The following is a 23,601-nucleotide window of genomic DNA, read 5'->3' on the forward strand; positions in this document are numbered from 1 at the left end:
GGGCATGGGGAGCAAGAATTTTAGATTTTAGATTTTGGATTTTAGATTGAATATTTAATCCAAAATTTAAAATCCAAAATCCAAAATTGAATTGCCCAATGCCCAATGCCCAATGCCCATTAACCAATAACAGTTTATGATTCGCCGCCGTTCTACTCCTTGGATTCATAAATGGTCACGTCCATTGATTGCCGCGATCGCTGGATGTGGTGCCCTGACAACAGGTTATCTCACCATAGAAAAGTTAACCGGAGGCAGTGCCGCTTGTGTGGCACAGGTTGGTGCTAAAGGCTGCAATGATGTGCTTTCCAGCCCTTGGGCAACGGTTTTTGGTCAGCCATTAGCTTTATTTGGGTTTTTGGCATACACCAGTATGGTGATATTTGCTTTGGCTCCCTTGGTATTCAACTCAGGGGAAAATAATAGCCGCAAACAATTGGAAAATTGGACGTGGTTTTTGCTGCTGGCGGGTGCGATCGCTATGTCTGTTTTTAGCGGCTACTTAATGTACGTGCTGGCATCTCAAATCAAAGCTATTTGTCCTTACTGTATCGGTTCAGCTTTGTTCTCTGTGAGTCTTTTGGTACTGACGATTATCGGTCGGACTTGGGAGGATATTGGACAAATATTCTTTACTGCCCTGATTGTCGGGATGGTAACGCTGATTGGTACTTTAGGCGTTTATGCTGGTGTAAATAAATCAGATGTTACATCTGGAACTCCTGGACAACCCGTTAAAATTACCTTTACTTCCAAAGGAGACCCTAACCCAGCCTTTGGTTGGGAAATTACCACGACTTCGGGTGAGGCAGAAATAGCCTTAGCACGCCATCTAGCAAAGGTAGGCGCGAAAGAATACAGTGCTTATTGGTGTCCTCACTGCCATGAACAAAAGCTGCTTTTTGGTAAAGAAGCTGAGGAAATAATCAATAATGATATTAAGGTAGAGTGCGCTCCCGATGGATTCAAAGCTCAAACAGAACTGTGTAAAGCTGCAAAAATTGAAGGCTTTCCCACTTGGATTATCAGTGGCAAAAGCTATACCGGAGTCCAAAACTTAGAGGAACTAGCCAAAGTATCTGGTTACACTGGGCCTCGTAACTTCAAGTATTTCAAGTAATTGCCTTGAATAATCCTCAGTTGCGGTTCTCAATTGGGAAGCCTACACCAACCTAGCGCTACGGAGTAGTTCACACACGATAGTCAACTGGATAAAAACAGAAAAATCTGTTTCTAGTTGGCTTTTTTGTTTTTGCTAATAGATAATAGGTGTTGTCCAATACCCTATTACCAATTCTCCTGTGGTTTTTATCCCCAAATACCTTGATTTCAAGGAAATTAATCAAGTATATCTACTTTAGAGAATGTATACTTTAATTTATTTTTACACTCTGCTGATAGCCACAGAAGTCCCTGTTGCCGTTTAGTGAGAATGATTGGCCTTAATATATGGTAATACATCGCAAATACCACGATATATTGAAGAACCTTGGTGAATTAAAAAAACTCTTAGAAACTCTATTTAGCTCCCACTTGAGCTATGTTAGTCCGATAGTTAATAGCTATCGGAAATAGAGAATATTTCTCCCTACTAGGTAATGGGAATGAATCAGCAGCTAGGCAAGCGTTTTGTGAAGTTAATCTTTGGACTTAAACAATCGCTTAGTCGAGGACACAGAGAATTGATTACTGCCGCCAGCGTTGTAGTCTGCATCCTGCTTTTGCACTCCATTGGATTATTGCAATCTTTGGAGTTGCCAGCTTTGGATCAATTTTTTCGCTTACGTCCAAATGAACCACCAGAAGACCGGATTACGATCGTAGTGATTGATGAGGCCTATTTAAACGAAGTAGGTTCGTGGCCGATTCCAGATACGAACATTGCCCTGCTGTTGCAAAAATTAAATGTCCACAAACCCCGTGCTATTGGCTTAGATATCTACAGAAATTTGCCAGTAGGGACTGGTAATCAAGAACTGCATAATGCTTATCAGTCAATGCCCAACTTGATTGGTATTGAACTACTAGCAAATGACAACAACAAAAACTTTAGTGTTTTGCCTCCACTGGGACTGAATGAGGATCAAGTGGGCTTTAATAACGTGCTTTATGATCTTGATGGGAAAGTACGTCGCAGTTTGTTGTATTGGCACGTTAAAAATCAAGTACACGAAAGTTTTGCCCTGAAGTTGGCTTTATTGTATTTAAAGTCAAAAGGAATTACTCCCACCAAAGCAAAAAGCAACCCTGAGTATTTGCAATTGGGTAAGGCAACATTTACTCGTTTTGAGGCTAATGATGGTGCTTATGTAGGAGGTGATGATAGAGGCTACCAAATTTTGGTTAATTTTCCCAAACCCAAATGTCAAAGTTCATCTGGAGAATTTTGTAGTTTTCGCCAGGTATCGATGAAAGATGTACTGGCTGATAAAGTCAAAGAAAACTTAATAAAAGATCGGATTATACTTATTGGTTCCACCGCCCCTAGTCTCCAGGATTTTGTATTTATTCCTTACTCCAGCAGTCTAATGGGTACGGCAAAGCCTGTACCTGGTATTCAACTGCAAGCTTATTTTATTAGTGAGTTAATCTCCGCTGCTGTTGATGGACGACCATTACTCAAAGTCTGGCCTGACTTGGTAGAATACTTGTGGGTTTTTGTCTGGTCTTATCTGGGAGCGATGACAACATGGCGGATACAACACCCCACTACAAGCCTCCTCAGTGTCCTAGTTTCTTGCTTTGCATTGACCATGAGTGCATACCTTGCTTTCTTGTACGGTTGGTGGATACCGCTCATTCCCTCACTGTTTAGCTTTGGCAGTTCAGCTATTTGGATTATCAGTCATATTGCCCATGTACAGGAAGAGTGGAAACGTTCCAAAGAATTTTTGCATCACGTTATCAACACGATTCCTGATCCAATTTTTGTAAAAAATGAACAACACCAGTGGATTGTTTTAAATGAGGCGTATTGTCGATTTATCGGTTATCCGAATAAGTTGTTAATTGAAAAGTCAGACTATGACTTTTTCCCTAAACATGAAGCTGATGTGTTTCGCCAACAGGATGATCTTGTTTTTCTGACTCAGCAACCCCAGGAACATGAAGAAGAATTTACAAATGCCGATGGTCAGACTCATCAAATTGCCACTAAGCGATCGCTTCACAAAGACTCAGCTGGCAATTTCTTCTTAGTTGGGGTCATCCGAGATATTACTCAGCGCAAGCTGATGGAAGAACAGCTTAAGCGTACTGCTGCTGAACTATCGCGCTCTAACAATGAATTAAAACTCAAAGAAGACCACTTACGTTATTTAGCGTATCACGACCCCCTGACCGGTTTATCCAATCGCAAATTTTTTGCCGAGCAACTTTACGAGTCGCTACATTGGGCGCAACACAATAACTTGTTGCTGGGACTGCTGTTTATTGATCTAGATGGCTTTAAGCAAATCAATGATACTCTGGGACACGAGACAGGCGATCGCTTGCTAATGGCGATCGCTACCAGACTCACCAATTCTTTACGCGCTAGTGATACAGTTTCTCGTTTGGGTGGCGATGAATTTACTGTGATTTTACGGGCAATTCCTAATGTCCAAATAGCTGGTAAAGTAGCCGAAAAAATTTTAAGCAGTATTACCAAGCCAATTATTTTGAACGGCTATCCAATCCAAGTCTCTGCCAGTATTGGCATTAGTCTCTACCCACACAACAGTCAAGACAGTGAAACTTTGATGAAACAAGCAGATGCAGCAATGTATCGTGCCAAGTATCTAGGTAAAAATCGCTACGAGTTTGCTTAATTCTTCAAGAGTCAAACCTCGACATTTTTTTCACTTTAGTCAATATTTTTACCTTCAAATTAGGAATGTGGACTGGAGATACGTCTAAGAGGTTGTTTGAAAAGTGGTGACTGAGGTATCCAAAACTTTAGATCCTCCTAAATCCTCCGATAAATTGGAGGACTTTGAGAACGTTATTCCCCCCTTTTTAAGGGGAGCCAGCGCGGTCTTCTCTACGAGACGCTAAAAGCGATAGCGAAGCGGTAGCGAGTCATCGTTCGCGCAGCGTCTCGTAGAGAGCGTCTGGGGTCTCCCCAAGTGGAGCGACTGGCGTGGGCTAGGGGGGATCTAGATACAAGCGTAGACTTTTCAAACATCCTCTAAGGCACTATCTTGAAAAAGGTGATTTTTGAGGCAAGATATAGACCTAGCAAGGCTTTTTTACTTGAAGACTAAACCTAATAACTTGTGTGAGAAAGCAATTAGTCATCAGAGGTAATTGGGAAAAGAAATAAAGTATGTAGGTATTTTTACCGATAAAGTTATACTTGTACTGCCTCGGTTTATGCTGCTGTATATAGTTGGGAAAATCCTTATAATATGATTACAATTACCTTATTTTATCTTTACACATCTTTACTCTAATTATATCTTAATTATACAATCAAGTACGTATTTTTTCATATTTTTGAACTCTCGATTCCGTAAATATAGTGTTTATACTTACAAATATGAAGTTCCTATTAATAAATAGTGAGTAAAGCAAAATGCTCACAGTTATTTGTTATCATATCTAACTTTAGACTGATGTAAAAACGGCTTATTAAGAATACCACTTAAGTGTGAAGACTATTGAATATCAGCAGATTAAGGTTAATCTACAAGCAGATACCACAATGATTTGTACACTACCAGCAATAATTTCATAAAGTTAAAATATTATTTTTCAAAAAGCACAGTAAATATACGGTGGAAAAGAAAAAAGACGTTTTGAAATGAAAAACTAGTAAATTTACTGAAAGCTATGAAAAGTAACTTCCGAATCACAAAGTTTATGATATTCTGTATAGGTGCTTACATACTAATACCAAAAATTGCCGATTGCACAGGTATATTCAGTACTGGAAGTGCTAATGCTTTTGGCGCTACTAGTAGTAATAGCTTAATGGCCCGCAAAGTCAATTCTCAAAATTTAAAAGACATGTATATTCCACCAAATTATGGTGGCCCTGACAGTCGTCATGGTAGCGGCACTCGCTAATGGCAATTTTGAATTTTAGATTTTGATGAAGCAGTGGAGTGGGCAGACCCCATATTAAACACCAGATCCTTTACTTGGCGGCTTATTGCAGGATGTCATCGGGTTGCTGAAAACCCTCACCTCAGCCGTCAGCCTCTTTAAGGTAATTTATTCAAGACAATCGTGGAGATTTCCACCAATGATGTGTTTGTATAAGTGTGTGGACTTGCCAATTTGGGTTTGGTTGAGGATAATCTAAACGGAAGTGTCCGCCTCGGCTCTCGGTTCTAAAAGCAGCACTTTTGAGAATTAAATCAGCCACATCTAATAAATTGCGGGTTTCTGCCCAAAGTCCCAATTGCCGTTCAACATCTGGTAGGTCAAAACTAGCCGGTTCTGCTGGACGTAAAGCAAGCAAGAATTGACTTAAAGGCAAGAGAGCGAAATCTTGCTGCCAAGATTCAATAGTAGCGATCGCAGTTTCCAGCCTTGATTGCTCCCGACAAATACCAGCACTTTCCCACACTAGCCGTGGTAACTTCTCCCTGAGTGCTTTTAGCTGTGCTTGTTGGATATGCCACTCACTAGCATCAGGACTAAATTTCCGTAATGGCAGCACTGGTGTTTCTGAGGGCAGCCCAATATTTTCTAACTCAATATTAGCCATTTGGGCCCCAAACACAATACATTCCAACAGGGAATTACTGGCAAGGCGATTTGCCCCATGCACCCCGGTACTAGCGGTTTCACCCACTGCGTACAAACCGGGGATATTTGTACGATTCATCAGATCCGCAACAATTCCACCCATCCAGTAATGGGCAGCTGGCGCTACAGGAATTGGTTCATGAAAGACATCAACGCCCCAATGCTGACAAACTTTGATGATGTTGGGAAAGCGGTGACGAATCTTGTCGGCGGGAATGGGGCGCATATCCAACCACACATGGGCAGTAGCCAAATCAAGGGCGGTACGTTGTAAATGGCTGAAAATTGCTCTACTAACGACATCTCTAGGAGCGAGTTCACCCGCAGGGTGGTAGTCAAAGGCAAAACGCCGCCCTTCATTATCGATGAGATGTGCCCCCTCGCCGCGTACAGCTTCGCTGATCAAGAAGCGATCGGCACCGGGTTTAGTGAGGGCAGTGGGGTGAAATTGGACAAATTCTAAATCGCGGAGGATAGCCCCAGCACGAGATGCGATCGCTACGCCATCACCCGTACTCACAGCCGGATTAGTGGTTTGGGCAAATACCTGACCACCCCCGCCTGTTGCCAGTACCACAGCACCAGATCTTACCCAGGTGATTTTACCTTGATAAAACAGGCTAATTCCCTGACAGCGACCAGTTTCAGGTTCAATCCACAAACTCAAAGCCAAAGCTTGCTGAATGACTTGAATATTTTGGCGACGTAATACTTGCGCGGTGAGGGTGGTGGTAACTTCCCTGCCTGTGGTGTCCGCAGCGTGGAGAACACGGCGGCGAGAATGGGCAGCTTCCAAAGTTAAAGCTAAGGTTTGACCATGACGGTCAAAAGCTACCCCCAAGTTAACTAGGGATTGAATGCAGTTAGGGGCATGTTGGGCGAGAAATTCGACAGCGGTGCGATCGCATAAACCCGCACCTGCCTGGATCGTATCTTCAATGTGCAGCGTGGGAGAATCTTCTGGGGCTACCGCTGCGGCAATGCCACCTTGTGCCCAATCACTGGCGGACAAAGCAACGGTTTCTTTGGTAATCAAGCCGACTCGCAAGGACTCTGGCAGACACAGCGCTGTGTATAGTCCAGCGGCACCAGCGCCGACTACTAAGACATCAAATTGGCTAGGAATATCTATCTGAGACAAGGTAATGGGGGAGAAGGGGAGCAGGGGAGAAGGGGAGAAGGGGAGCAGGGGAGCAGGGGAGCAGGGGAGCAGGGGAGCAGGGGAGCAGGGGAGCAGGGGAGGCAGGGAAGACAAGGAAAAAATTTTACTTTGTCCCTCTTGTCCTCCTTGTTTCTCTTATCCCCCTTATCCCCCTTATCTCTAATAGAATAATCCCACTCCTTAGAATCAGGAGTGGGCTGCTATTTGCTACATCAACTGGAATTCAGTTATCTGTAGATACCGTTGTTAAAGCGATCGTCTCCTTCATTGAAGGCAGGCTCTAATTCTGTCACGGTGAATTTATCGAGGTTGGCTTGTAGGGTTTGTTTTTGGCGATCGCTCAATCCGGCAAGATCCAATACATCCTCTACCTTTTGGTAGGGAGCATTCGTGATGATTTTCTTAGCCAGGGTGGGATAAAGCCCTGGAAACTGTTGAAAAGCTCGGACGTTGGTATTATTCAAATCAATTTTTTTACCAAATTCCGTTCCTAGTTTAGCGTCTGCCCGATTCTGCCGCTCGATTGCCAGAACCGGGACTTGTGGAAAAGCAAAACTGTTGAAACTAGCAGCTTGGGCTATCTGAGTTGTTCCCAACCATCCCCAGCAACTAAGTAACAAACTAAACACTGTTAATAAACGCGCCAATCCTTTCACGATTTTTCTACCTCTTTCCATCAAACAGAAATAAAAGTTTTAAGCTAACAGCCGTCAGCAGTCATTAGTCATTAGTCAGAGTGCCAAAGACAAAGGACAAGAGACAAAAGCTGATAGCTTAGTCAACACAGCAGTCATCAGAAACTAATATACAGCGTATTAATATGCACAATATTTGCCGTTGCTGGGTTTGACTGTACTTTTGCCAAAAATTTTCATTGTGGTCAGAGTGTCTGCATAGCTGCAATAGTGTTGCATTCATGATCCCAGTAGCATTAAGAGCTAGACGAAATCTTTTCGGGGTGGCTGATTCTACCTCCCAAGCAGACACCAAACTGTACGATGTCTAAGGCCGAAAACCTTACCAAAAAAGACTTGATGCTGATTGATTTTTATGTAATATTTCTTAACTAATTAATCATCTACAGCATCATTTTTGATGCGCCGGAGATTGGGCTGGGAAAAGTTTCGCTAAGAGAAGCCTACACGCTGATTGCAACATAAGTGCCTCCTACCTTTTTCACGCTGCGATCGCAGCTAACAAAAATAGGCTGTCTACTAAAATTGTGCTTAAAACTGCGCCACCAAAGGCATACCAGTGTCTTTGATTTCGACCTAAAGCTGAAATTCCTACTGTTAATAGCACTAGGGCGAGAATTATCGCCCAAGTTTGTCCCCAAGGTGCTTGTACTTGTATGAGAGCATTTTGTAAGATTTGCGGTGCTAAATCTGCATCTACTCTCATGATTTGCCGCCAATAGGGCATCAAATCTACTATATAAAAATATACATCTGTTAAAACTGTACCGAGTAAAGAACCTAAATAAAACCAGTTACCTACCTTGCCCCAATTCTTCGCCAGACACCAGCAAGCAAACGGTAAACCGATAAACTCCACCGGCAGATGCCATACAGGTTCCCAACGTAACCAGCCCCAGTAAATCGCTCCTGCTAACCAACTCCAGCTAAACCCCAAGAGCAAATCCCCCCAGACGTAAGTTGCAGGACGTGACATTAAGGCAAAACTTAGCCACACCCAAAATCCTGTCAGGGCTAGACTCAGGCTTGGTAGCGATCGCACTATTGGCGCTTCTATAAATACTGGCACTGTTACCAAAAACACCGCCGCCGCAAACACTAACCAACTTTGTCGGGCAGAAATAGATAAGGGGAGAGAGGGAGAAAAGGAAAGTGTAGATTCCAATTGTCTGATACCATTCTGCCCAGTATCAGCTAAATCCAACTCGGTATCAATAGAAGGGGTAGAAGCGCTGTAGGAGGACAGTGTATTATTAATCAAAGTTTTTAATATTTGTTACTAAACTTTATCTTATTTAAGATATCACATTTTCAAATCCCCCCCTGGGGCATTGTAATTATACTAAAATTTTCAAGAGCGTTGGCGCAAACCAAACAAAACATTCTGCCTCAGACGAATCCATTAAGGTTGCACTATGTACAGAACTGCTCTGTAGTTCCTTGTAATGAAGAACTACAGAGAGGTCATGGGTAAAATTTAACAGTTAAAAAGTGAACTGGCATCAGTCCGCTAAATATTAAAGTTTGATGAATTTCTCAAATTGCGTTGACTTATTGAGGTGGGTGTAAGAACATAGTCAGCGTCTTCGATGATGTTATTGATCGGTAAAATTGAATTTTCTACAAGATTGGGTGCAAGAGAGAGTATATAAAACAACATCATCACCTCAAGATAATGTCTAAAACACGAAAAAGGTATTAATTGCAGATGGAGTTTATTCAAGCATTTATTTTGGGTATTGTTCAAGGTGTTACAGAGTTTTTGCCAATCAGCAGCACTGCACATCTTTTGATTGTGACAAAGGTATTTGGTTGGAAAGAACTAGGCTCTAAAGATTTTGTTGATGCGATTCAATTTGGTAGTGTTATCGCAATTTTGGGGTATTTTTGGTCGCTGATTTCTAATATTATAAAAGGTGGAATCGAAGCATTAAAAGAGAAGGACTGGCAACGCGAAGAATGGAAAATTCTTGTCGGTATTGTAGTCGGAACAATGCCGGCCTTAATTTTCGGCTTTCTGCTGAAAGATATTTTACCTGAAAGTGCATTAATTATTGCCATTATGTCAATTATCATGGCACTTGTACTAGCTTTCGCAGAAAAAATTGGCACTCGTAAGAGAGGTTTCGATTCATTGCAGATTCGGGATGGTATTTTAGTTGGATTGGGACAAACACTTGCTTTGATTCCGGGCGTTTCTCGTTCTGGCTCGACGTTGACGACCGCCTTATTTTTAGGATTAGAACGCGATACAGCAGCGAAATTCTCATTTTTGTTAGGGTTTCCAACTCTTACCATTGCGACGCTGTATAAAAGCCTGAAAATATTCAAGTTGTTTCAAGCCCACCAGTTGCCAGATAACATTGTTGGACTGTTAATTGTAGGGATTATTTCAACCTTTATTTTTTCCTACCTATCAATTGCATTTTTGATTAAATACTTAGCAACCAAAAACACTTTGATTTTCGTATGGTATAGATTAGCATTCGGTAGTGCGATCTTACTAGCGATCGCATCAGGTTGGAAAGGATAATAGTCATTTGTCATTTGTTATTAGTCATTTGTCCTTTGTCCAAAGCAAATTACTATAGCGACCGCTCCTTTGTATGTAATACAATCTAACCTCACTTCCATTCCTCTCTCCTAAAAGGAGAGAGGAATGGAATTTTACTCCCCAACCCTAGTAGGGAAGGAGGTGGGGCTTAGGTCTGTATTAGACTCAACTAAGAACGCTATAATGCCCAATGCCCAATGCCCAATGCCCAATAATGCCCAATGACTACCATTCATCCTGCCCGAATTACCAAGGTTCTTCTAGACTCAATAGCCGCAGAGATTGGTTTTGAAGCTGGGGATGCGATCGTTGCAATCAATGGTACACGTCCCCGCGATTTAATTGATTATCAGTTTTTGTGTGCTGATGAAGTCTTGGAATTAGAAGTTTTAGACGCTGCTGGTAAAACTCATAGCCTAGAAATCGAAAAGGATTACGATCAAGACTTGGGGCTAGAATTTGAAACTGCCCTATTTGATGGCTTAATTCAGTGTAATAACCGCTGTCCATTCTGCTTTATCGACCAACAGCCACCAGGTAAGCGTACCAGCTTGTACTTTAAAGACGACGATTACCGCCTAAGCTTTTTGTATGGCTCTTATCTTACCCTGACCAATTTACCAGAAAGAGAATGGCAGCGGATTGAACAAATGCGCTTATCTCCGTTGTATGTTTCTGTTCATGCCACAGAGCCGGAAGTTAGAATTAGACTGCTGAAAAATCCCCGTGCGGGACAAATTTTGCAACAACTCAAGTGGTTTCAAAAAAGACGGCTACAAATTCATGCTCAAGTGGTTGTTTGTCCTGGTATAAATGATGGCGAACACCTGGAGCAAACCCTAAAAGATTTAGCATCTTTTCATACTGGTGAAGTCCCTACTGTGGCATCGGTGGCAGTTGTACCAGTCGGATTGACAAGGTTTCGGCCTCCAGAAGACGAACTCACACCCGTAACCAGAGAAAAAGCGAAAGAAGTGATTTCTCAAGTGCGAATACTCTCGCAGCAATTTCGCCAAAAGTTTTCCTCTAGCGTCGCTTGGTTAGCTGATGAGTGGTTTTTGATTGCAGGTGAGGAATTACCGAGCGAATCTGAATATGAAGAGTATCCCCAAATTGATAATGGTGTTGGTTCAATTCAGTTGTTTATCAAGCAATTTGCAGCCGCCGCAACAGAGTTACTACCGCCAAAAGTTTATCCTCAGAGAAAATTAACTTGGGTAGTAGGCAACGCAGTAGAAAACGCCTTTCAACCTATATTGAAACGGTTAAATTCTGTTGAAGGTTTAAAAGTAAATATGCGTGCTTTATGCAGCGATTATTGGGGACAGAGTATCACTGTCACGGGATTACTAACGGGTCATGATTTGCTGTTGAACTTACGAAACCAAGATTTGGGAGAAGGAATATTACTGCCAAATGTAATGCTTAAACATGGTGAATTGGTATTTTTAGATGATATGAGTATTGAAGAATTAGCCCGCAAATTGGAGACAAAAATCTTACCAGTAGGAGGAGTTGAAGATTTAATCAATACCTGTATTATTTAAGCTATTTTTGTTAGCTCTTTAGTCTATAGCAGTTTCCCGGTGCATGAACTACATATCAAAACCTCACCCTCAACCCATCTGCTTGGTAAGGAGAGGGGTTGAGGGTGAGGTTGAGCTGTAGAGCATTTTTATTAGGAAACACGATAGACAATTTAACTACGTTATGCAAGGTCTGTTAAGTAGGTGGGCGGGAAAATTTATAACTATGTCATTGCGTTCGCCCTTGGCGTTCCCGCAGGGTACGCAACGGAGTGGAGTGTTCGCGTAGCGTGTCGTAGACAAGCAATCGCAAGGTTTTTACCGCTTTTACTTTTCGTTACATAGTTAGGTTTATTTGTGCCTACCTACTTAGGAACTTTTGCAAGATATCTATTGTATTCTCCGTATATAAAAATCGCTCGACAAAATCATGATAAATTATTATTAGCTTAACTCTAGCGATCGCAGTCAGTTCTTAACCTCACAATTATTTGAAAAGTTATTTGATTCCTATCTATTAAATGCTACTTTAAAACCTGGAAAAACCCTGCTTAAAGGGGTGATTTTCAAGAGTAATAATTCTCTACTTAGTACCGTTCCAGGTAGCACCAGCATGACTTTTTTAACTCACAACAACAAGAGTGACATTTTTTATTTTGGGTTTCAGTGAGAACTCTCTGGAATTACGCAAACGCCTATTGGAATTGCTAAATGCAAAGCTTTCTAAAAAGCTAGTCACCAATGGAATTAAATTCACAATGTTATAGCCAACAATTTCTATAGAATCACTTGTGACAAGTTGAGTATCCATCTTGGCATTTTTTACTGGTTTTGATAGGCTAGATTGATGAAGGTCATTCACTAAGTACTTCTACAAAAAGCCTATAGGAATCCTATTTGATTTTTGAAAAGCCAAATATTAGCTTTACTTAATCTAGGTAAGAGTCTCAGTAGACTTACCAGGAATAAAACTAGAGTCCTATATTGTGTACTAATGAATTCCGACTAATAACTAAATTAATTAATAATGAAGTGAGGAGTTACTGGTGAAGTATCAGGAAAACCAAAAAGATATAAGTTTAAAAATTAAAGAAGCTAGAAAATTATTTATTTTAAGTTGCGAAATTGTAATTTTAAGTTTTTTGGGTATTTTGCCAGTAAGCGCAGCCACCGAAGAACCTGTATTGAGCGTAGTGTATGGGCAAGAAAATGCAAATCAATGGACAGGGATAAGCGATCGCTTACAAACAATAGGGGTGAAATATTGTGTAATTTCCCTAAATGATGTCAAGAGTGGGGCAGATTGGGGCGATCGCCGGGTATTATTTTTGCCAAACGTCGAGACATTAACACCAACCCAAGCGATCGCTCTAGAAGACTGGATGAGTAAGGGAGGGCGTTTGATTGCTAGTGGCCCTGTAGGTAGTTTGTCATCAGCGGGAGTACGGCAGTTATTGCGATCGCTCTTGGGAGGTTATTGGGGATTCAGCCTGAGTGACAAAGAACAGATTCAACCTGCAAAAACCAAAATTCCAGAATGGGCAAATCAAACTGGACTCTTTGGGAAAGTGCGCGGCGGTGTTGTAATTCCTAACGATATGGGTACTCAATCTCCTGCTGTTTGGAATTCCAAAGATAATCCCGCCGCAGTCGTGACAACTGAGCGTTCCACCTTTTTGGGCTGGCGCTGGGGAACAGATACAGCCTCAGCCGCCGAGTTAGATAATGCCTGGTTAAAAACTACTCTCAATCACTATTTGACAGCACCAGCGCCATCAAATCGCATGAAAAAAATAGCAGGAGGTTCCCAAAGCTGCTCTACGACTGTGGCGGCTGCACCGAGGGAACAGGGGAGCAGAGGGGCACAGAGGAGCAGTTCCTCTCCTTCCTCTCCTTCCTCTCCTTCCTCTCCTTCATTCACTCCTCCTAAAACTGCCACTGCTCCCATACCTAGACCGCTGCCTATAGTCAAATCCCCAAGTTCTCAGGAGCCTATTGACCAATTAGAACAAACGGTGCGTCTGGATGTTGCACCCAACTCCAATGAGCCGATTGACAACAACCAAGCGATCGCCCTCCAGCAAGAATTAGAAAATCTGATTGGTCGGGTGGAAAGCGCTAATTTAGCAGTGTTAGCCGATGCGGCTAATGAAGGCGTTGCGATATCTGAGGAAAAGCAGTCTTCTAGGCATCTACGCAATTATGCTCCTGAGTCTGTCAAAGAGCAGCCAACGCAATTGGCCTCAACCAAACTGGGGGCGCTAGTCATGAGTAAAGAGCAAGCTCTAGCACAGGTAAGGGTAATTGCTAAAAACTTACCCCTATTGATTGCCCAAAAAAACTATGCTCTGGCTCGTCAGCAGTGGCTGGTCGCTAAAACGACTTTGTGGCAGCAGTTTCCTGTTGATCGGAGACTGGCTCAACCAGAAATTCGGGCAGTTTGGTTAGATCGGGGGACGATTGTTCGTGCTGGTAGCAAGGCGGGACTAGCCCAGATTTTTGATCGCCTCGCCCAAGCTGGGATTAATACCATCTTCTTTGAAACTGTTAATGCTGGCTATACAATTTATCCAAGCCAAGTCGCAAAAGAGCAAAACCCATTAATTCGTGGGTGGGACCCACTGGCAGAGGCAGTGAAATTAGCCCATGAGCGAGACATGGAATTACACGCTTGGGTTTGGACTTTTGCTGCTGGCAACCAACGTCATAATGAAATTCTTAACCTTAATCCTAATTATCCAGGGCCAGTACTGGCGGCTCATCCCGATTGGGCAAACTACGATAACCTTGGCAACATGATTCCTGTTGGGCAGACTAAGCCATTCTTCGATCCAGCCAACCCCGAAGTGCGGCAGTACTTGCTGAAGTTGTATGAGGAAATTGTCACTAAATATAACGTAGATGGTCTACAGCTAGACTACATTCGCTACCCTTTCCAAGACCCATCAGCAGGTCGAACTTATGGCTATGGGAAAGCTGCAAGAGCGCAATTTCAGCAACTTACTGGTGTAGATCCAGTGAATATTTCTCCTAGCCAAGCAGACTTGTGGCAAAAATGGACAATATTTCGCACCGAGCAAATTGATAGCTTTGTCGCCCAAGTATCACAGCAGTTGCGACAAAAGCAACCGAATTTAATTTTGTCGGTTGCAGTATTTCCTCTGCCGGAACTAGAGCGGATTCAGAAAATTCAACAAAATTGGGAAACTTGGGCCAGGCGGGGGGATGTAGATTTAATTGTTCCCATGACTTATGCTCTGGATACTTCTCGGTTTCAACGATTGGCCCAACCCTGGATTGCCTCTAAACAATTAGGAGCTACGTTGTTGGTGCCGGGAATTCGCTTACTTTCTTTGCCAACAATCGGCGCATTCGATCAACTCCAGTTGGTAAGAGACTTGCCAGTTAGTGGTTATGCGCTCTTTGCCGCAGAGAATTTTAACAACGATCTACAAAAACTCTTTAGTAGTACCCAAGGTAGGATTCAATCCACAACAAGTGAACCGATTCCTCACCGCCAACCTTTTCAAACTGCTGCTATCCGTTACACCGCGCTACAACGCGAATGGAAATTTGTTTTCCAAAAAGAGCACCTACAAAGGTCTGCTCAGAAAATTTCAGATTTTAACAACCAGGCAGAAGTTTTACGCAGTGCTTTAAATCAGCTTGCCACTTCCCCTTCTGCTAGTAAGTTGCTAGTAGCGAAAGCCTCTCTAACCCGCTTCCAGTCTCAATTTCGGGTATTGATGAGCCAAGAACTTAAATCGAATTCCTATCAAGTCAAAGTTTGGGAAAATCGGCTCGTAACTATAGAAAGGCTATTACGTTATGGCGAACGGCGGGTGCAGAAGAAGCAGCAGAGCAGCGGGGGATAAGGGAGACTGGGGGGACTAGGGAGAATTATTAAACAAGTTTCTTCCTTGTCTTCTTTGTCTCTTCCCAATCCCCAATGCCAACTAGCTGGATATAAGCTAGTTTGTAATTCTTAACACACTTTTTGTAGTGTTTATATCCCAAATATTACTACTTGTTTAGCGTCAAAATATTGGAAAATACTTAGATAACTAGTTTTAGATAACTATTATTTGATAATAGCTATCATCAAAATCTATGCAAACCTTACCTCAGCTTATCGGGCTATAAAGCTTAGAGTCAAGAATTGACTATTTGCCGCTGATGGTTGTCCGAGAAAGATCACTATTTAGATGCGATGTCTACGACGGACTACGCCTACGCACTGATGTAGCACGGGATAAGAGTGTTTTGTTTTTTTCATCTTCGCAGGTAGTAGAGTACTTCACCAAGCATGATACGGTACTGCTTGTAGCTTCTGGAACTAGCTTGAAAACAGCCAATATTTTTGAAGTTATGCATACCTCAGTCATAACATTGAACGTGTCAGAGTTTTCGGAGATAGCCTCAGTACTCTTACTGTTACGCCAGCAGCAGTTGGATCTACTGCCAGTTGTAGATAAACAAGGTAACATTGTAAGTAATATTACCCCTAAAAGTATCTGTCAAGCACTAGTACAAAAAACCGAGAAAACTAGAGTTAACACTAGTATTGGTTCCTTTGAGGTAGAACATCAGATTCTCATTGAGAGACAATTTATCAAGTACAAATGCTTACTAACACACGCTCTAGTACGTAAAGATACGATATGCAAACACGCTCGGCTCATTGGAGTTTCTAGAGATTGTCAGGATGGGCAAGCAGTATTTGAAATTCAAAATTGGGGAATTGGCATTCCAGAAAAAGATATACCATATCTATTTGAATCCTTTGATCCCGCCATAAATGACGGTAATATACTAGGCACTGGATTAGGAATGGCAATTATAAAAAAGTGTGTAGATATCTAAAAAGGTGAATTTTTTTTACAAGTACGCTAGTATCTGTACAAAGTTTACTGTCATTTTGACATTAAATAATAAAATATAAATTGAGGTAAATTATGCCCACAATCTTAATAATAGAAGATGAGGAAGCAGTCCGTGAAAACATTTTAGATTTGCTAGAAGCTGAGGATTTTGAAACTCTTGCTGCGGCTAATGGCAGAATCGGGGTAGATTTGGCTATCTCCGAAGTTCCCGATTTAATTCTCTGTGATGTGATGATGCCGGAAATTGACGGTTATGGTGTGCTAACAGCATTACGTCAAGATCCATCAACAGCAATAATTCCCTTCATCTTTCTCACGGCCAAATCTGCAAAATCTGACTTCCGTCAAGGCATGGATATGGGTGCTGATGACTATATAACTAAGCCGTTCACTCGGGCTGAATTATTAAGTGCCATCATCAACAGGTTGCAAAAACACGCTACTTTAAAAAGGTATTTATCTCCTCAGACTGTGATTAACAACTTGTCTCCTAAAATGCAGTTGTTAGAAATTAGTTTACACCGAGCTATCAAACAACATAATTTTCAAGAATTTGAAATTTATTATCAACCAATAGTCGATATCGCTTCTGGAAAAATAGTAGCTGCGGAAAGTTTATTGCGCTGGAAAAGTTCAGATTTAGGGATGAGTTACCCAAGCGAATTTATTCCCTTAGCAGAGTCTACAGGCTTAATTGTTCCGATTGGGAAATGGGTATTACAAAGGGTATGTAAACAAATTAAAACCTGGCACGATGTCGGAATTAATTCTTTGACTGTTGCTGTAAATGTGTCAGTAATTGAATTTAATCAACCAGATTTTATTCAGAATATAGTCAATTTTATAGCTATCAATAATTTGGAAGCACATTACTTAGAAATAGAACTAACCGAAAGTATGATTATGCAAGATGTAACTAGTGCGATCGCTACTATGAGTAAATTACGAACATTAGGTGTAAAAATTGCAATCGATGATTTTGGTACGGGCTATTCTTCTTTAATTTATTTGAAAAACTTACCAATTAACACATTAAAAATCGACCGTTATTTTATCCATAATGTTGCTAACGATCCGCAGAAATCAGCCATTACTAAAGCATTAATTCAAATGGCTCATAATCTCAATCTAGATGTAGTTGCTGAAGGTGTAGAGACGGAAGCAGAACTAGGTTTTTTACGCCAACACAACTGTAATTTTATGCAAGGGTTTCTATTTAGTCGTCCCTTACCAGCAGCCGAATTTGAACATTTTTTGTTCACGAACAAATGCTTATATGTTTAACTATGGGGCATTGGTTATTTCCCTTGTCTCCCTCATCCCCCCAATCCCCAGGCGCGAGTCTCCAGTACCTTAACTAACTAGTAAAAATCAAACTTTTGACTGGCGACAATTATCAAGTCTCAAGCCTAAAGTAGGAAAGTTATGTATAGTGTCTACTACCATGAAAGTCTTTGCGCGTTTCTTGCTGCCAGTTTTTTTACTAACTTTGGCAGCAGCCTGTAACCAGACTCGCGCTGACTCAGATAATCCCACACCACAAATATCTGTACCTTCTGCCCAACTGACACAGAATCCTACACAGCCAAAAAATATCGTCCGTAGTGAAGTACTTTCACCTACACCCATCCGAATCAATCTGAAGAATTTACCACCACCCTTCGCAACAGAAAGCGCCTCAAAACGACCAGAGGTTGTTCCCATTCCGCAAAATCCGGTACTGCGCGTACCAGCAGGCTTCACAGTAAAAGTCTTTGCTGAAGGTTTAGATGCCCCACGCTGGCTAGCTTTAACCCCCAATGGTGATGTCTTAGTGACTGAAACCGGGCAAAATCGCATTCGTTTGTTGCGTGACAGCAACGGCGATGGTGTAGCTGACGTTCGAGAAACCTTTGCTAGTCGGGATAATGGACTCAATAGACCCTTTGGGATGGCTTTTGTAGGTAATTCCTTTTTTTTGGGGAACACAGATGCTGTGGTGCGTTTTCCCTATACTCAAGATCAAAACAAGATTACAGGTAAGGGGGAAAAAATCGCCGACTTGCCTGCTCAAGGTTATAACAACCATTGGACGCGCAATGTCGTTGTCTCGCCCGATCGCAATAAATTATATGTTTCAGTTGGTTCAGGAAGCAATGTAGATGAGGAACCCCTACCACGGGCTTCAATACAGGTGATGAATTTAGATGGTTCCCAGCAGCAAACTTTCGCCTCCGGCTTGCGTAACCCTGTTGGTTTAGACTTTCATCCTGTAACTAAGGAACTTTATGCCACTGTTAACGAACGGGATGGAATTGGCGATGATTTGGTGCCAGACTATCTAACACGCGTTCAACGGGGGAAGTTCTACGGCTGGCCCTATGCTTATCTAACACCAAACAACCTCGATCCACGCCAAAAGACGGATGACAAAAGTAAACGCCCCGATTTAGTAGCCCGGACTCAAACGCCAGATGTGTTGTTCCAGGCGCACTCCGCAGCATTGGGTTTGCAGTTTTATGATGGTAAAACGTTTCCAGAAAAATACCGGAACGGTGCTTTTGCTGCTTTTCGTGGTTCTTGGAACCGCGATCGCGGCACTGGTTATAAAATTGTATTTGTTCCCTTCGATGCTAAAGGGCGATCGCTTGGCTACTACGAAGACTTTCTCACAGGATTTTTGCTAAATCCTTCTGTACCAACCACTTGGGGACGACCAGTAGGTTTACTTGTGTTGCCAGATGGCAGTTTACTACTGACAGAAGAAGCCAATAATCGGATTTATCGGATTCAATATACCGGGAGTAAATAATTCAAAATTAATAAATTCGGGGATAGAATCTGTTACCTGGGGTCAAATTAGAGCAGTTCTCATTATTGATAGAAAGTAAGCGCCTTACCCCCATGCATGAATGCAGGGGCTTCCACGGCGCCAGGACTTTGGTGAGGGCATCTTCCTACCCAGGTTGATCTCGTTTACGGTAAATTACTGATAAATACTAATACTCATCTGGTTGAGAAATTGATTATGACTCCCAATGAAAATAATACTCAGTCAAATATCAACGAATTGTCTCCACATTCAGGTACACGATATTGGGGTGAAGTAGAGGTAATCGAGGAGGGAGAAACCTATAGAATTAGTCGTGTTGAAATCAAGCCCAGGCACGGCATTAAACCACAAATTCATTATCACCGTAATGAACATTGGGTTGTAGTTTCCGGCGTGGCGAAGGTGACTTGTGGCGATGCGGAAATATTACTGAATCGAAACGAATCAACTTATGTCCCCGCAGCAACACTACATAAGGTAGAAAATCCTGGACATATCCCGCTAATTATTCTCGAAATTCAAAATGGTGAATATTTGGGTGAGGATGATACTGAGCGTCCTTATGACTTAAATTTGGTTTAACCTGTAGCTGAAGGTCAGTAAGGGCTGGGGAGTAAGAATTTTAGATTTTAGATTTGGGATTTTGGATTAAATTTCAATCTAAAATCCCAAATCCCAAATTGAATTGCCCAATGCCAAATCAAAACCACCCTTCTTGTTCTAGGGTTTCAATCAGCTGCAAGCCACGGGGATCACCCACTCCTAACAGTGAAGCTTTGGCGTCTTCCCGGACTCCCAAATCTTGGTCTTCGGCAAAGGCTTGAATTAGGGCGTCGATCGCTGTGGCATAAACTACATTAGAAGGTAGTTCGCGGCACAGTTGACCTATTGCCCAGGCACTGTTACTACGGACTGCTGCCACGGGATCTTGGACTAAGGCTTCGATTAATGGTGGTATTGCCCCTATAACTGCTTCATAACCGACTTCTGCCATTTGTGCTAAGGCGCTAGCAGCCCACAAACGCACTGCGGAAATGTCAGTTCTTAGGGCATCTGCTAAAGGTGCTAAAGAACGGCGTGAGCGACAGTTTCCTAAAGCCCAAACAACACCTTTACGTACATAGCCATTCCAATCACTGTTTAGTTGAGCAATTAATGGACTGACTGCTTCTAAACTAGGATTGCGTCCGATGCCATAAGCTGCACTCACCCGCACTAAGGGACAGATATCACTTAACAGGCGAATCAGATGGGGAGTAGCACGGGCATCTTCAATATCACAAAAAGCACGCGCCGCTAACATTCGTTGCTGGGGCTGGGGATTTTCCAGCAGGGCTAGCATCACTTCTGGATCAGGCTTGGCCACAACTGATTCGGCAGTTAGCGGCTCTATTTTATCTAAGGGGCTTTCTAGCTCCTCCTCAATATCGAGTAGGCTTAGATCGTCTTCGTCATACATAATTTCATTTCAATCCCGAAAAGGGATTAACACATAATCTCCTGCGCCAATAACTTAAAGCTTTATATATATTAGTTGGGTTCTTATACATTTTCCCTTCTTCCTCGTTGAGTTTTATCCAAACGAGAACCTCTATAACTCAGACGCTACAGTATGTTATCGCTATTCTTTAGTTTATTTTTCTGCATTCAGGAATTTTACCATCCAGATGGATTGGGTTTGATAACCTAACTGATTGTAAAGATTTAATGCAGGTTTGTTTGATTGAAACACTTGCAGTCCAATCTGGCGATCGCCTCTTTGAATAGCCCAATTTTCCACATATCGCATCAAGGCTGTACCAATACCCTGTCGCCGATGTTCTGGTACAACGTAGAGGATAAAGATGTGAGCATGACGGTTCCCATGTACTTGATCTATGGCATTGCCCACCCAGAGGCAGGCGATGGGGTATTGGTTATTTCTTGCCTGCTCCCCCTCTTCTTCTACCCACCACAAGGGCGTATCGCTAGAAAAGTATTGCTTAACTGTTTGCTCTAGGTGGGAAAAATCCTCATTGGGAAAGAGATCCTGGTAAGTTCGCTGCATGAATTTAAGCAGCAGCGATCGCTCCAAAGCAGAGCCACGGCGAATAATATACCCAGGTAGTAGTTGCTCAGACACTTAAATATGTTTATTGACTTAGCTAGCTCGCGTTATGTGCTGCTGGTGGGAAATCAGTTGGAGTCGGTTGAGAAATTATCCCTACCTCTTCAATTGGTGCGGGTGCTGCCATATCAGAAGGTAAAAAGATCCGGGCGCTGACTGCGACTAGGGCAAAGAGAAATACCAATACTGCAAGCAGTGGGGCGATGTATTGACGAAAAATAGCCATATTTTAATTGCAAAGGGAGCTACGAACTTTTATGAGAACTTAGCTGAAGATTTGTGAAGTATTCTTGATTTATTTTAGCAATTTTCTGTGCATGGAAATTGGGAATTGGGCATGGGGCATTGGTCAATTATTAATAGTTCTTCTTCCTCTGCTCCCCTGCCCCTCTGCTCCCCTGCTTCGGCACTATTGGCGATCGCGTTCTAAGTCATCGAGTACTCTTTCGCAATACCAATTCTCCGGCATCCCAGGATAAGTCTCCTTTGCCTGTTCAATTAATCTTTCGACAGCGGCAGTATCACCGGATAATTTAGCGATTAGCCTATTTTTGAGATAGCTATCAGATCCACCATCGTCTACCTGGTTTGGTATCCCTTGATTTATGGTTGATGGAGTTGATGGTCGGGATTGTTCTCTCCGCAATTGCCAAAATAAAACGTAATAAAGTGTACCAAAAATTAAAATTAGGCTGAGTGTTCCGAAAAAAGTTAGGAGGTTAAATGCTAGGAATCCCAGAACTAACTGCGAGAGAACATAGCCAAGTAATAAACCAGTGAGTAAGAGAATAAATGTGCCGACAGCAATAACTACTTGATTCCCCATATATCCTCTTCTTCGTTCTCCAATCCTGGTCTGGATAATACTACCACTGGCTTTGGATTCCAAGGGGCAAAGAATGGCAATAATAGTAATCCTGGCAAAGCAGCTATTGCTGTCAGTAGAAAGAATGTAGACCAGCCCGTGGCTTGTGCCCATGTACCTGCTGGAGCCGTGACAATATCTCTACTAAAAGCTTGCAAACTGGAAAGTAAGGCGTACTGTGTAGCTGAAAAGCTTTGGTTACAAAGACTCATCAAAAATGCTACAAAAGCAGCAGTTTCTAAACCAGCACAGAATTGTTCTATATTAACGGCAGCTAACATTAGATAAAAGTTTTTACCTACTACTGCTAACGCAAAGAAAGCCAAATTGCCGACAGCTTGCAATATAGCGAATATCCAGAGCGAGCGATTAACACCAATTTTGGTCATTATTGCTCCTGCGGCCAAGGTACCAATAATAGTGGCGAAAATTCCCAGCGCACCAGGAAATGCGATGTCGGTTTGAGTGAAATGTAAGCCTTTATCTAACAAAAATGGGGTGGATACATTCTTTAGTAAAGAATCCCCTAACTTGTAGATCACAATGAATATCAGGATTAAAAGTGCTTGTAGCCAGCCATGACGCTGGAAAAATTCAATGAAGGGTAATTTGACGGCGGCTCCTAAAGTCTGAGGCGGGCGATCGCGTAGGACTGGTTCTGGCGCAAAAATACAACTTACCACGCCTACGAGCATCAACAGCGACATCAACAAGTAAACAGCTTGCCAAGGCATTCTGTCTGCTAAAAATAGGGTGACGTAACCGGTTACTAGAATGGCAATGCGATAACCCAATAAGTAAATAGATGCTCCAGCACCTCTTTCTTCTACTTCCACTACATCAGTGCGGTAAGCATCAACTAAAATATCTTGGCTGGCACTAAAAAAAGCAACAGCCACAGCAGCAATTATTAAAGGTTGTAGCCCTTGGGATGGGTGTTGTACAGCCATTGCAGCTATACTTAACAGTAATGCTACTTGTGTAATTACCATCCAACCTCGACGCCGCCCCAAAAAAGGCGGTACAAATCTATCTAGTAAAGGCGACCAGAGAAATTTTAAAGAATAGGGTAGCTTTACTAAACTAAAGGCGGCGATCGCTGCCAAGCTGATTCCTTCTTTGGTCAACCATGCTTGTAATGTCTGACTGGTTAAATATAACGGCAACCCTGATGAAAAGCCAAGAAATAACAAAGCTCCCATCTTCGGGCTGCCAAAAATTCGTAGCAGCGATTTATTTACTTCCACAATCTTGAAGATTC

The 23,601-nt window shown here is 42.3% G+C and carries 18 protein-coding genes; 10 read left to right on the forward strand and 8 right to left on the reverse strand.

The features are described 5' to 3' along the window. Positions 1–136 precede the first annotated feature (136 nt). From V7K62_RS16250 to V7K62_RS16260, 3 genes are all read left to right on the forward strand, one after another. The gene (locus tag V7K62_RS16250; RefSeq protein WP_334865636.1) at positions 137–1,120 is read left to right on the forward strand and encodes a vitamin K epoxide reductase family protein; all 984 of its coding nucleotides are present in this window, start codon (positions 137–139) and stop codon (positions 1,118–1,120) included. A gap of 484 nt (positions 1,121–1,604) precedes the next feature. Then, entirely contained in the window at positions 1,605–3,809 is a 2,205-nt protein-coding gene (locus tag V7K62_RS16255; protein ID WP_334865638.1) for a CHASE2 domain-containing protein, read from the forward strand. Positions 3,810–4,842: 1,033 nt separating this feature from the next. Beyond that, on the forward strand, positions 4,843–5,049 hold the full coding sequence (locus tag V7K62_RS16260; protein ID WP_334865640.1) for a hypothetical protein: 207 nt from the start codon (positions 4,843–4,845) through the stop codon (positions 5,047–5,049). Between the two features lie 151 nt (positions 5,050–5,200). Here V7K62_RS16260 and nadB read toward each other — a convergent pair whose 3' ends face one another. From nadB to V7K62_RS16275, 3 genes are all read right to left on the reverse strand, one after another. Then, entirely contained in the window at positions 5,201–6,877 is a 1,677-nt protein-coding gene (gene nadB / locus V7K62_RS16265; protein WP_334865641.1) for an L-aspartate oxidase, read from the reverse strand. A gap of 248 nt (positions 6,878–7,125) precedes the next feature. Next, positions 7,126–7,554, reverse strand: coding sequence for a photosystem II complex extrinsic protein PsbU (psbU, locus tag V7K62_RS16270; RefSeq protein ID WP_292736746.1), 429 nt, complete (start codon positions 7,552–7,554; stop codon positions 7,126–7,128). Positions 7,555–8,074: 520 nt separating this feature from the next. Further along, positions 8,075–8,854, reverse strand: coding sequence for a DUF3120 domain-containing protein (locus tag V7K62_RS16275; protein ID WP_334865643.1), 780 nt, complete (start codon positions 8,852–8,854; stop codon positions 8,075–8,077). A gap of 447 nt (positions 8,855–9,301) precedes the next feature. Between V7K62_RS16275 and V7K62_RS16280 the strand changes: the two genes are divergently transcribed. From V7K62_RS16280 to V7K62_RS16310, 7 genes are all read left to right on the forward strand, one after another. Then, complete coding sequence (locus tag V7K62_RS16280; protein WP_334865645.1) at positions 9,302–10,126, forward strand: undecaprenyl-diphosphate phosphatase; 825 nt, start codon at positions 9,302–9,304, stop codon at positions 10,124–10,126. A 242-nt stretch (positions 10,127–10,368) separates the two neighbouring features. Continuing rightward, on the forward strand, positions 10,369–11,694 hold the full coding sequence (locus V7K62_RS16285; protein ID WP_334865648.1) for a TIGR03279 family radical SAM protein: 1,326 nt from the start codon (positions 10,369–10,371) through the stop codon (positions 11,692–11,694). Positions 11,695–12,716: 1,022 nt separating this feature from the next. Further along, positions 12,717–15,548: a family 10 glycosylhydrolase gene (locus tag V7K62_RS16290; RefSeq protein ID WP_334866027.1), complete on the forward strand. Its 2,832-nt coding sequence runs from the start codon at positions 12,717–12,719 to the stop codon at positions 15,546–15,548. 301 nt (positions 15,549–15,849) lie between these two features. Next, on the forward strand, positions 15,850–16,536 hold the full coding sequence (locus V7K62_RS16295; RefSeq protein WP_334866029.1) for an ATP-binding protein: 687 nt from the start codon (positions 15,850–15,852) through the stop codon (positions 16,534–16,536). A 92-nt stretch (positions 16,537–16,628) separates the two neighbouring features. Beyond that, positions 16,629–17,840, forward strand: a complete 1,212-nt coding sequence (locus V7K62_RS16300; protein WP_334865650.1) for an EAL domain-containing response regulator — start codon at positions 16,629–16,631, stop codon at positions 17,838–17,840. 160 nt (positions 17,841–18,000) lie between these two features. Beyond that, positions 18,001–19,347 (forward strand): PQQ-dependent sugar dehydrogenase, encoded by a 1,347-nt coding sequence (locus tag V7K62_RS16305; RefSeq protein ID WP_334866031.1) that lies wholly within the window; start codon positions 18,001–18,003, stop codon positions 19,345–19,347. Positions 19,348–19,563: 216 nt separating this feature from the next. Next, a complete protein-coding gene (locus V7K62_RS16310) occupies positions 19,564–19,950 on the forward strand; it encodes a phosphomannose isomerase type II C-terminal cupin domain (RefSeq protein WP_334865652.1) in 387 nt (128 codons plus the stop codon). A gap of 118 nt (positions 19,951–20,068) precedes the next feature. Here the strand turns inward: V7K62_RS16310 and V7K62_RS16315 are convergent, their stop codons facing one another. From V7K62_RS16315 to V7K62_RS16335, 5 genes are all read right to left on the reverse strand, one after another. Further along, a complete protein-coding gene (locus V7K62_RS16315; protein WP_334865654.1) occupies positions 20,069–20,827 on the reverse strand; it encodes a HEAT repeat domain-containing protein in 759 nt (252 codons plus the stop codon). A 174-nt stretch (positions 20,828–21,001) separates the two neighbouring features. Continuing rightward, on the reverse strand, positions 21,002–21,490 hold the full coding sequence (locus V7K62_RS16320; RefSeq protein WP_334865656.1) for a GNAT family N-acetyltransferase: 489 nt from the start codon (positions 21,488–21,490) through the stop codon (positions 21,002–21,004). Between the two features lie 22 nt (positions 21,491–21,512). Further along, positions 21,513–21,701 carry a hypothetical protein gene (locus V7K62_RS16325; RefSeq protein WP_334865658.1) on the reverse strand — a complete coding sequence of 63 codons (189 nt, stop codon included), beginning with the start codon at positions 21,699–21,701 and terminating at the stop codon, positions 21,513–21,515. A gap of 183 nt (positions 21,702–21,884) precedes the next feature. Further along, positions 21,885–22,301: an ABC transporter permease gene (locus V7K62_RS16330; RefSeq protein ID WP_334865660.1), complete on the reverse strand. Its 417-nt coding sequence runs from the start codon at positions 22,299–22,301 to the stop codon at positions 21,885–21,887. Continuing rightward, entirely contained in the window at positions 22,286–23,587 is a 1,302-nt protein-coding gene (locus V7K62_RS16335) for an AmpG family muropeptide MFS transporter (protein WP_334865662.1), read from the reverse strand. Before V7K62_RS16335 ends, V7K62_RS16330 begins: the two co-directional genes overlap by 16 nt. Positions 23,588–23,601: the final 14 nt, after the last annotated feature.

The organism is Nostoc sp., assembly GCF_036917935.1.
GTDB lineage: Bacteria > Cyanobacteriota > Cyanobacteriia > Cyanobacteriales > Nostocaceae > Nostoc.

What these genes read in the sequence shown, in the direction of transcription:
- V7K62_RS16250 (WP_334865636.1), top strand. Translation starts at nt 137, where the DNA reads ATGATTCGCCGCCGTTCTACTCCTTGGATTCATAAATGGTCACGTCCA.
- V7K62_RS16255 (WP_334865638.1), top strand. Translation starts at nt 1,605, where the DNA reads ATGAATCAGCAGCTAGGCAAGCGTTTTGTGAAGTTAATCTTTGGACTT.
- V7K62_RS16260 (WP_334865640.1), top strand. Translation starts at nt 4,843, where the DNA reads ATGATATTCTGTATAGGTGCTTACATACTAATACCAAAAATTGCCGAT.
- V7K62_RS16280 (WP_334865645.1), top strand. Translation starts at nt 9,302, where the DNA reads ATGGAGTTTATTCAAGCATTTATTTTGGGTATTGTTCAAGGTGTTACA.
- V7K62_RS16285 (WP_334865648.1), top strand. Translation starts at nt 10,369, where the DNA reads ATGACTACCATTCATCCTGCCCGAATTACCAAGGTTCTTCTAGACTCA.
- V7K62_RS16295 (WP_334866029.1), top strand. Translation starts at nt 15,850, where the DNA reads ATGGTTGTCCGAGAAAGATCACTATTTAGATGCGATGTCTACGACGGA.
- V7K62_RS16300 (WP_334865650.1), top strand. Translation starts at nt 16,629, where the DNA reads ATGCCCACAATCTTAATAATAGAAGATGAGGAAGCAGTCCGTGAAAAC.
- V7K62_RS16305 (WP_334866031.1), top strand. Translation starts at nt 18,001, where the DNA reads ATGAAAGTCTTTGCGCGTTTCTTGCTGCCAGTTTTTTTACTAACTTTG.
- V7K62_RS16310 (WP_334865652.1), top strand. Translation starts at nt 19,564, where the DNA reads ATGACTCCCAATGAAAATAATACTCAGTCAAATATCAACGAATTGTCT.
- V7K62_RS16315 (WP_334865654.1), bottom strand. Translation starts at nt 20,827, where the DNA reads ATGTATGACGAAGACGATCTAAGCCTACTCGATATTGAGGAGGAGCTA.
- V7K62_RS16325 (WP_334865658.1), bottom strand. Translation starts at nt 21,701, where the DNA reads ATGGCTATTTTTCGTCAATACATCGCCCCACTGCTTGCAGTATTGGTA.
- V7K62_RS16330 (WP_334865660.1), bottom strand. Translation starts at nt 22,301, where the DNA reads ATGGGGAATCAAGTAGTTATTGCTGTCGGCACATTTATTCTCTTACTC.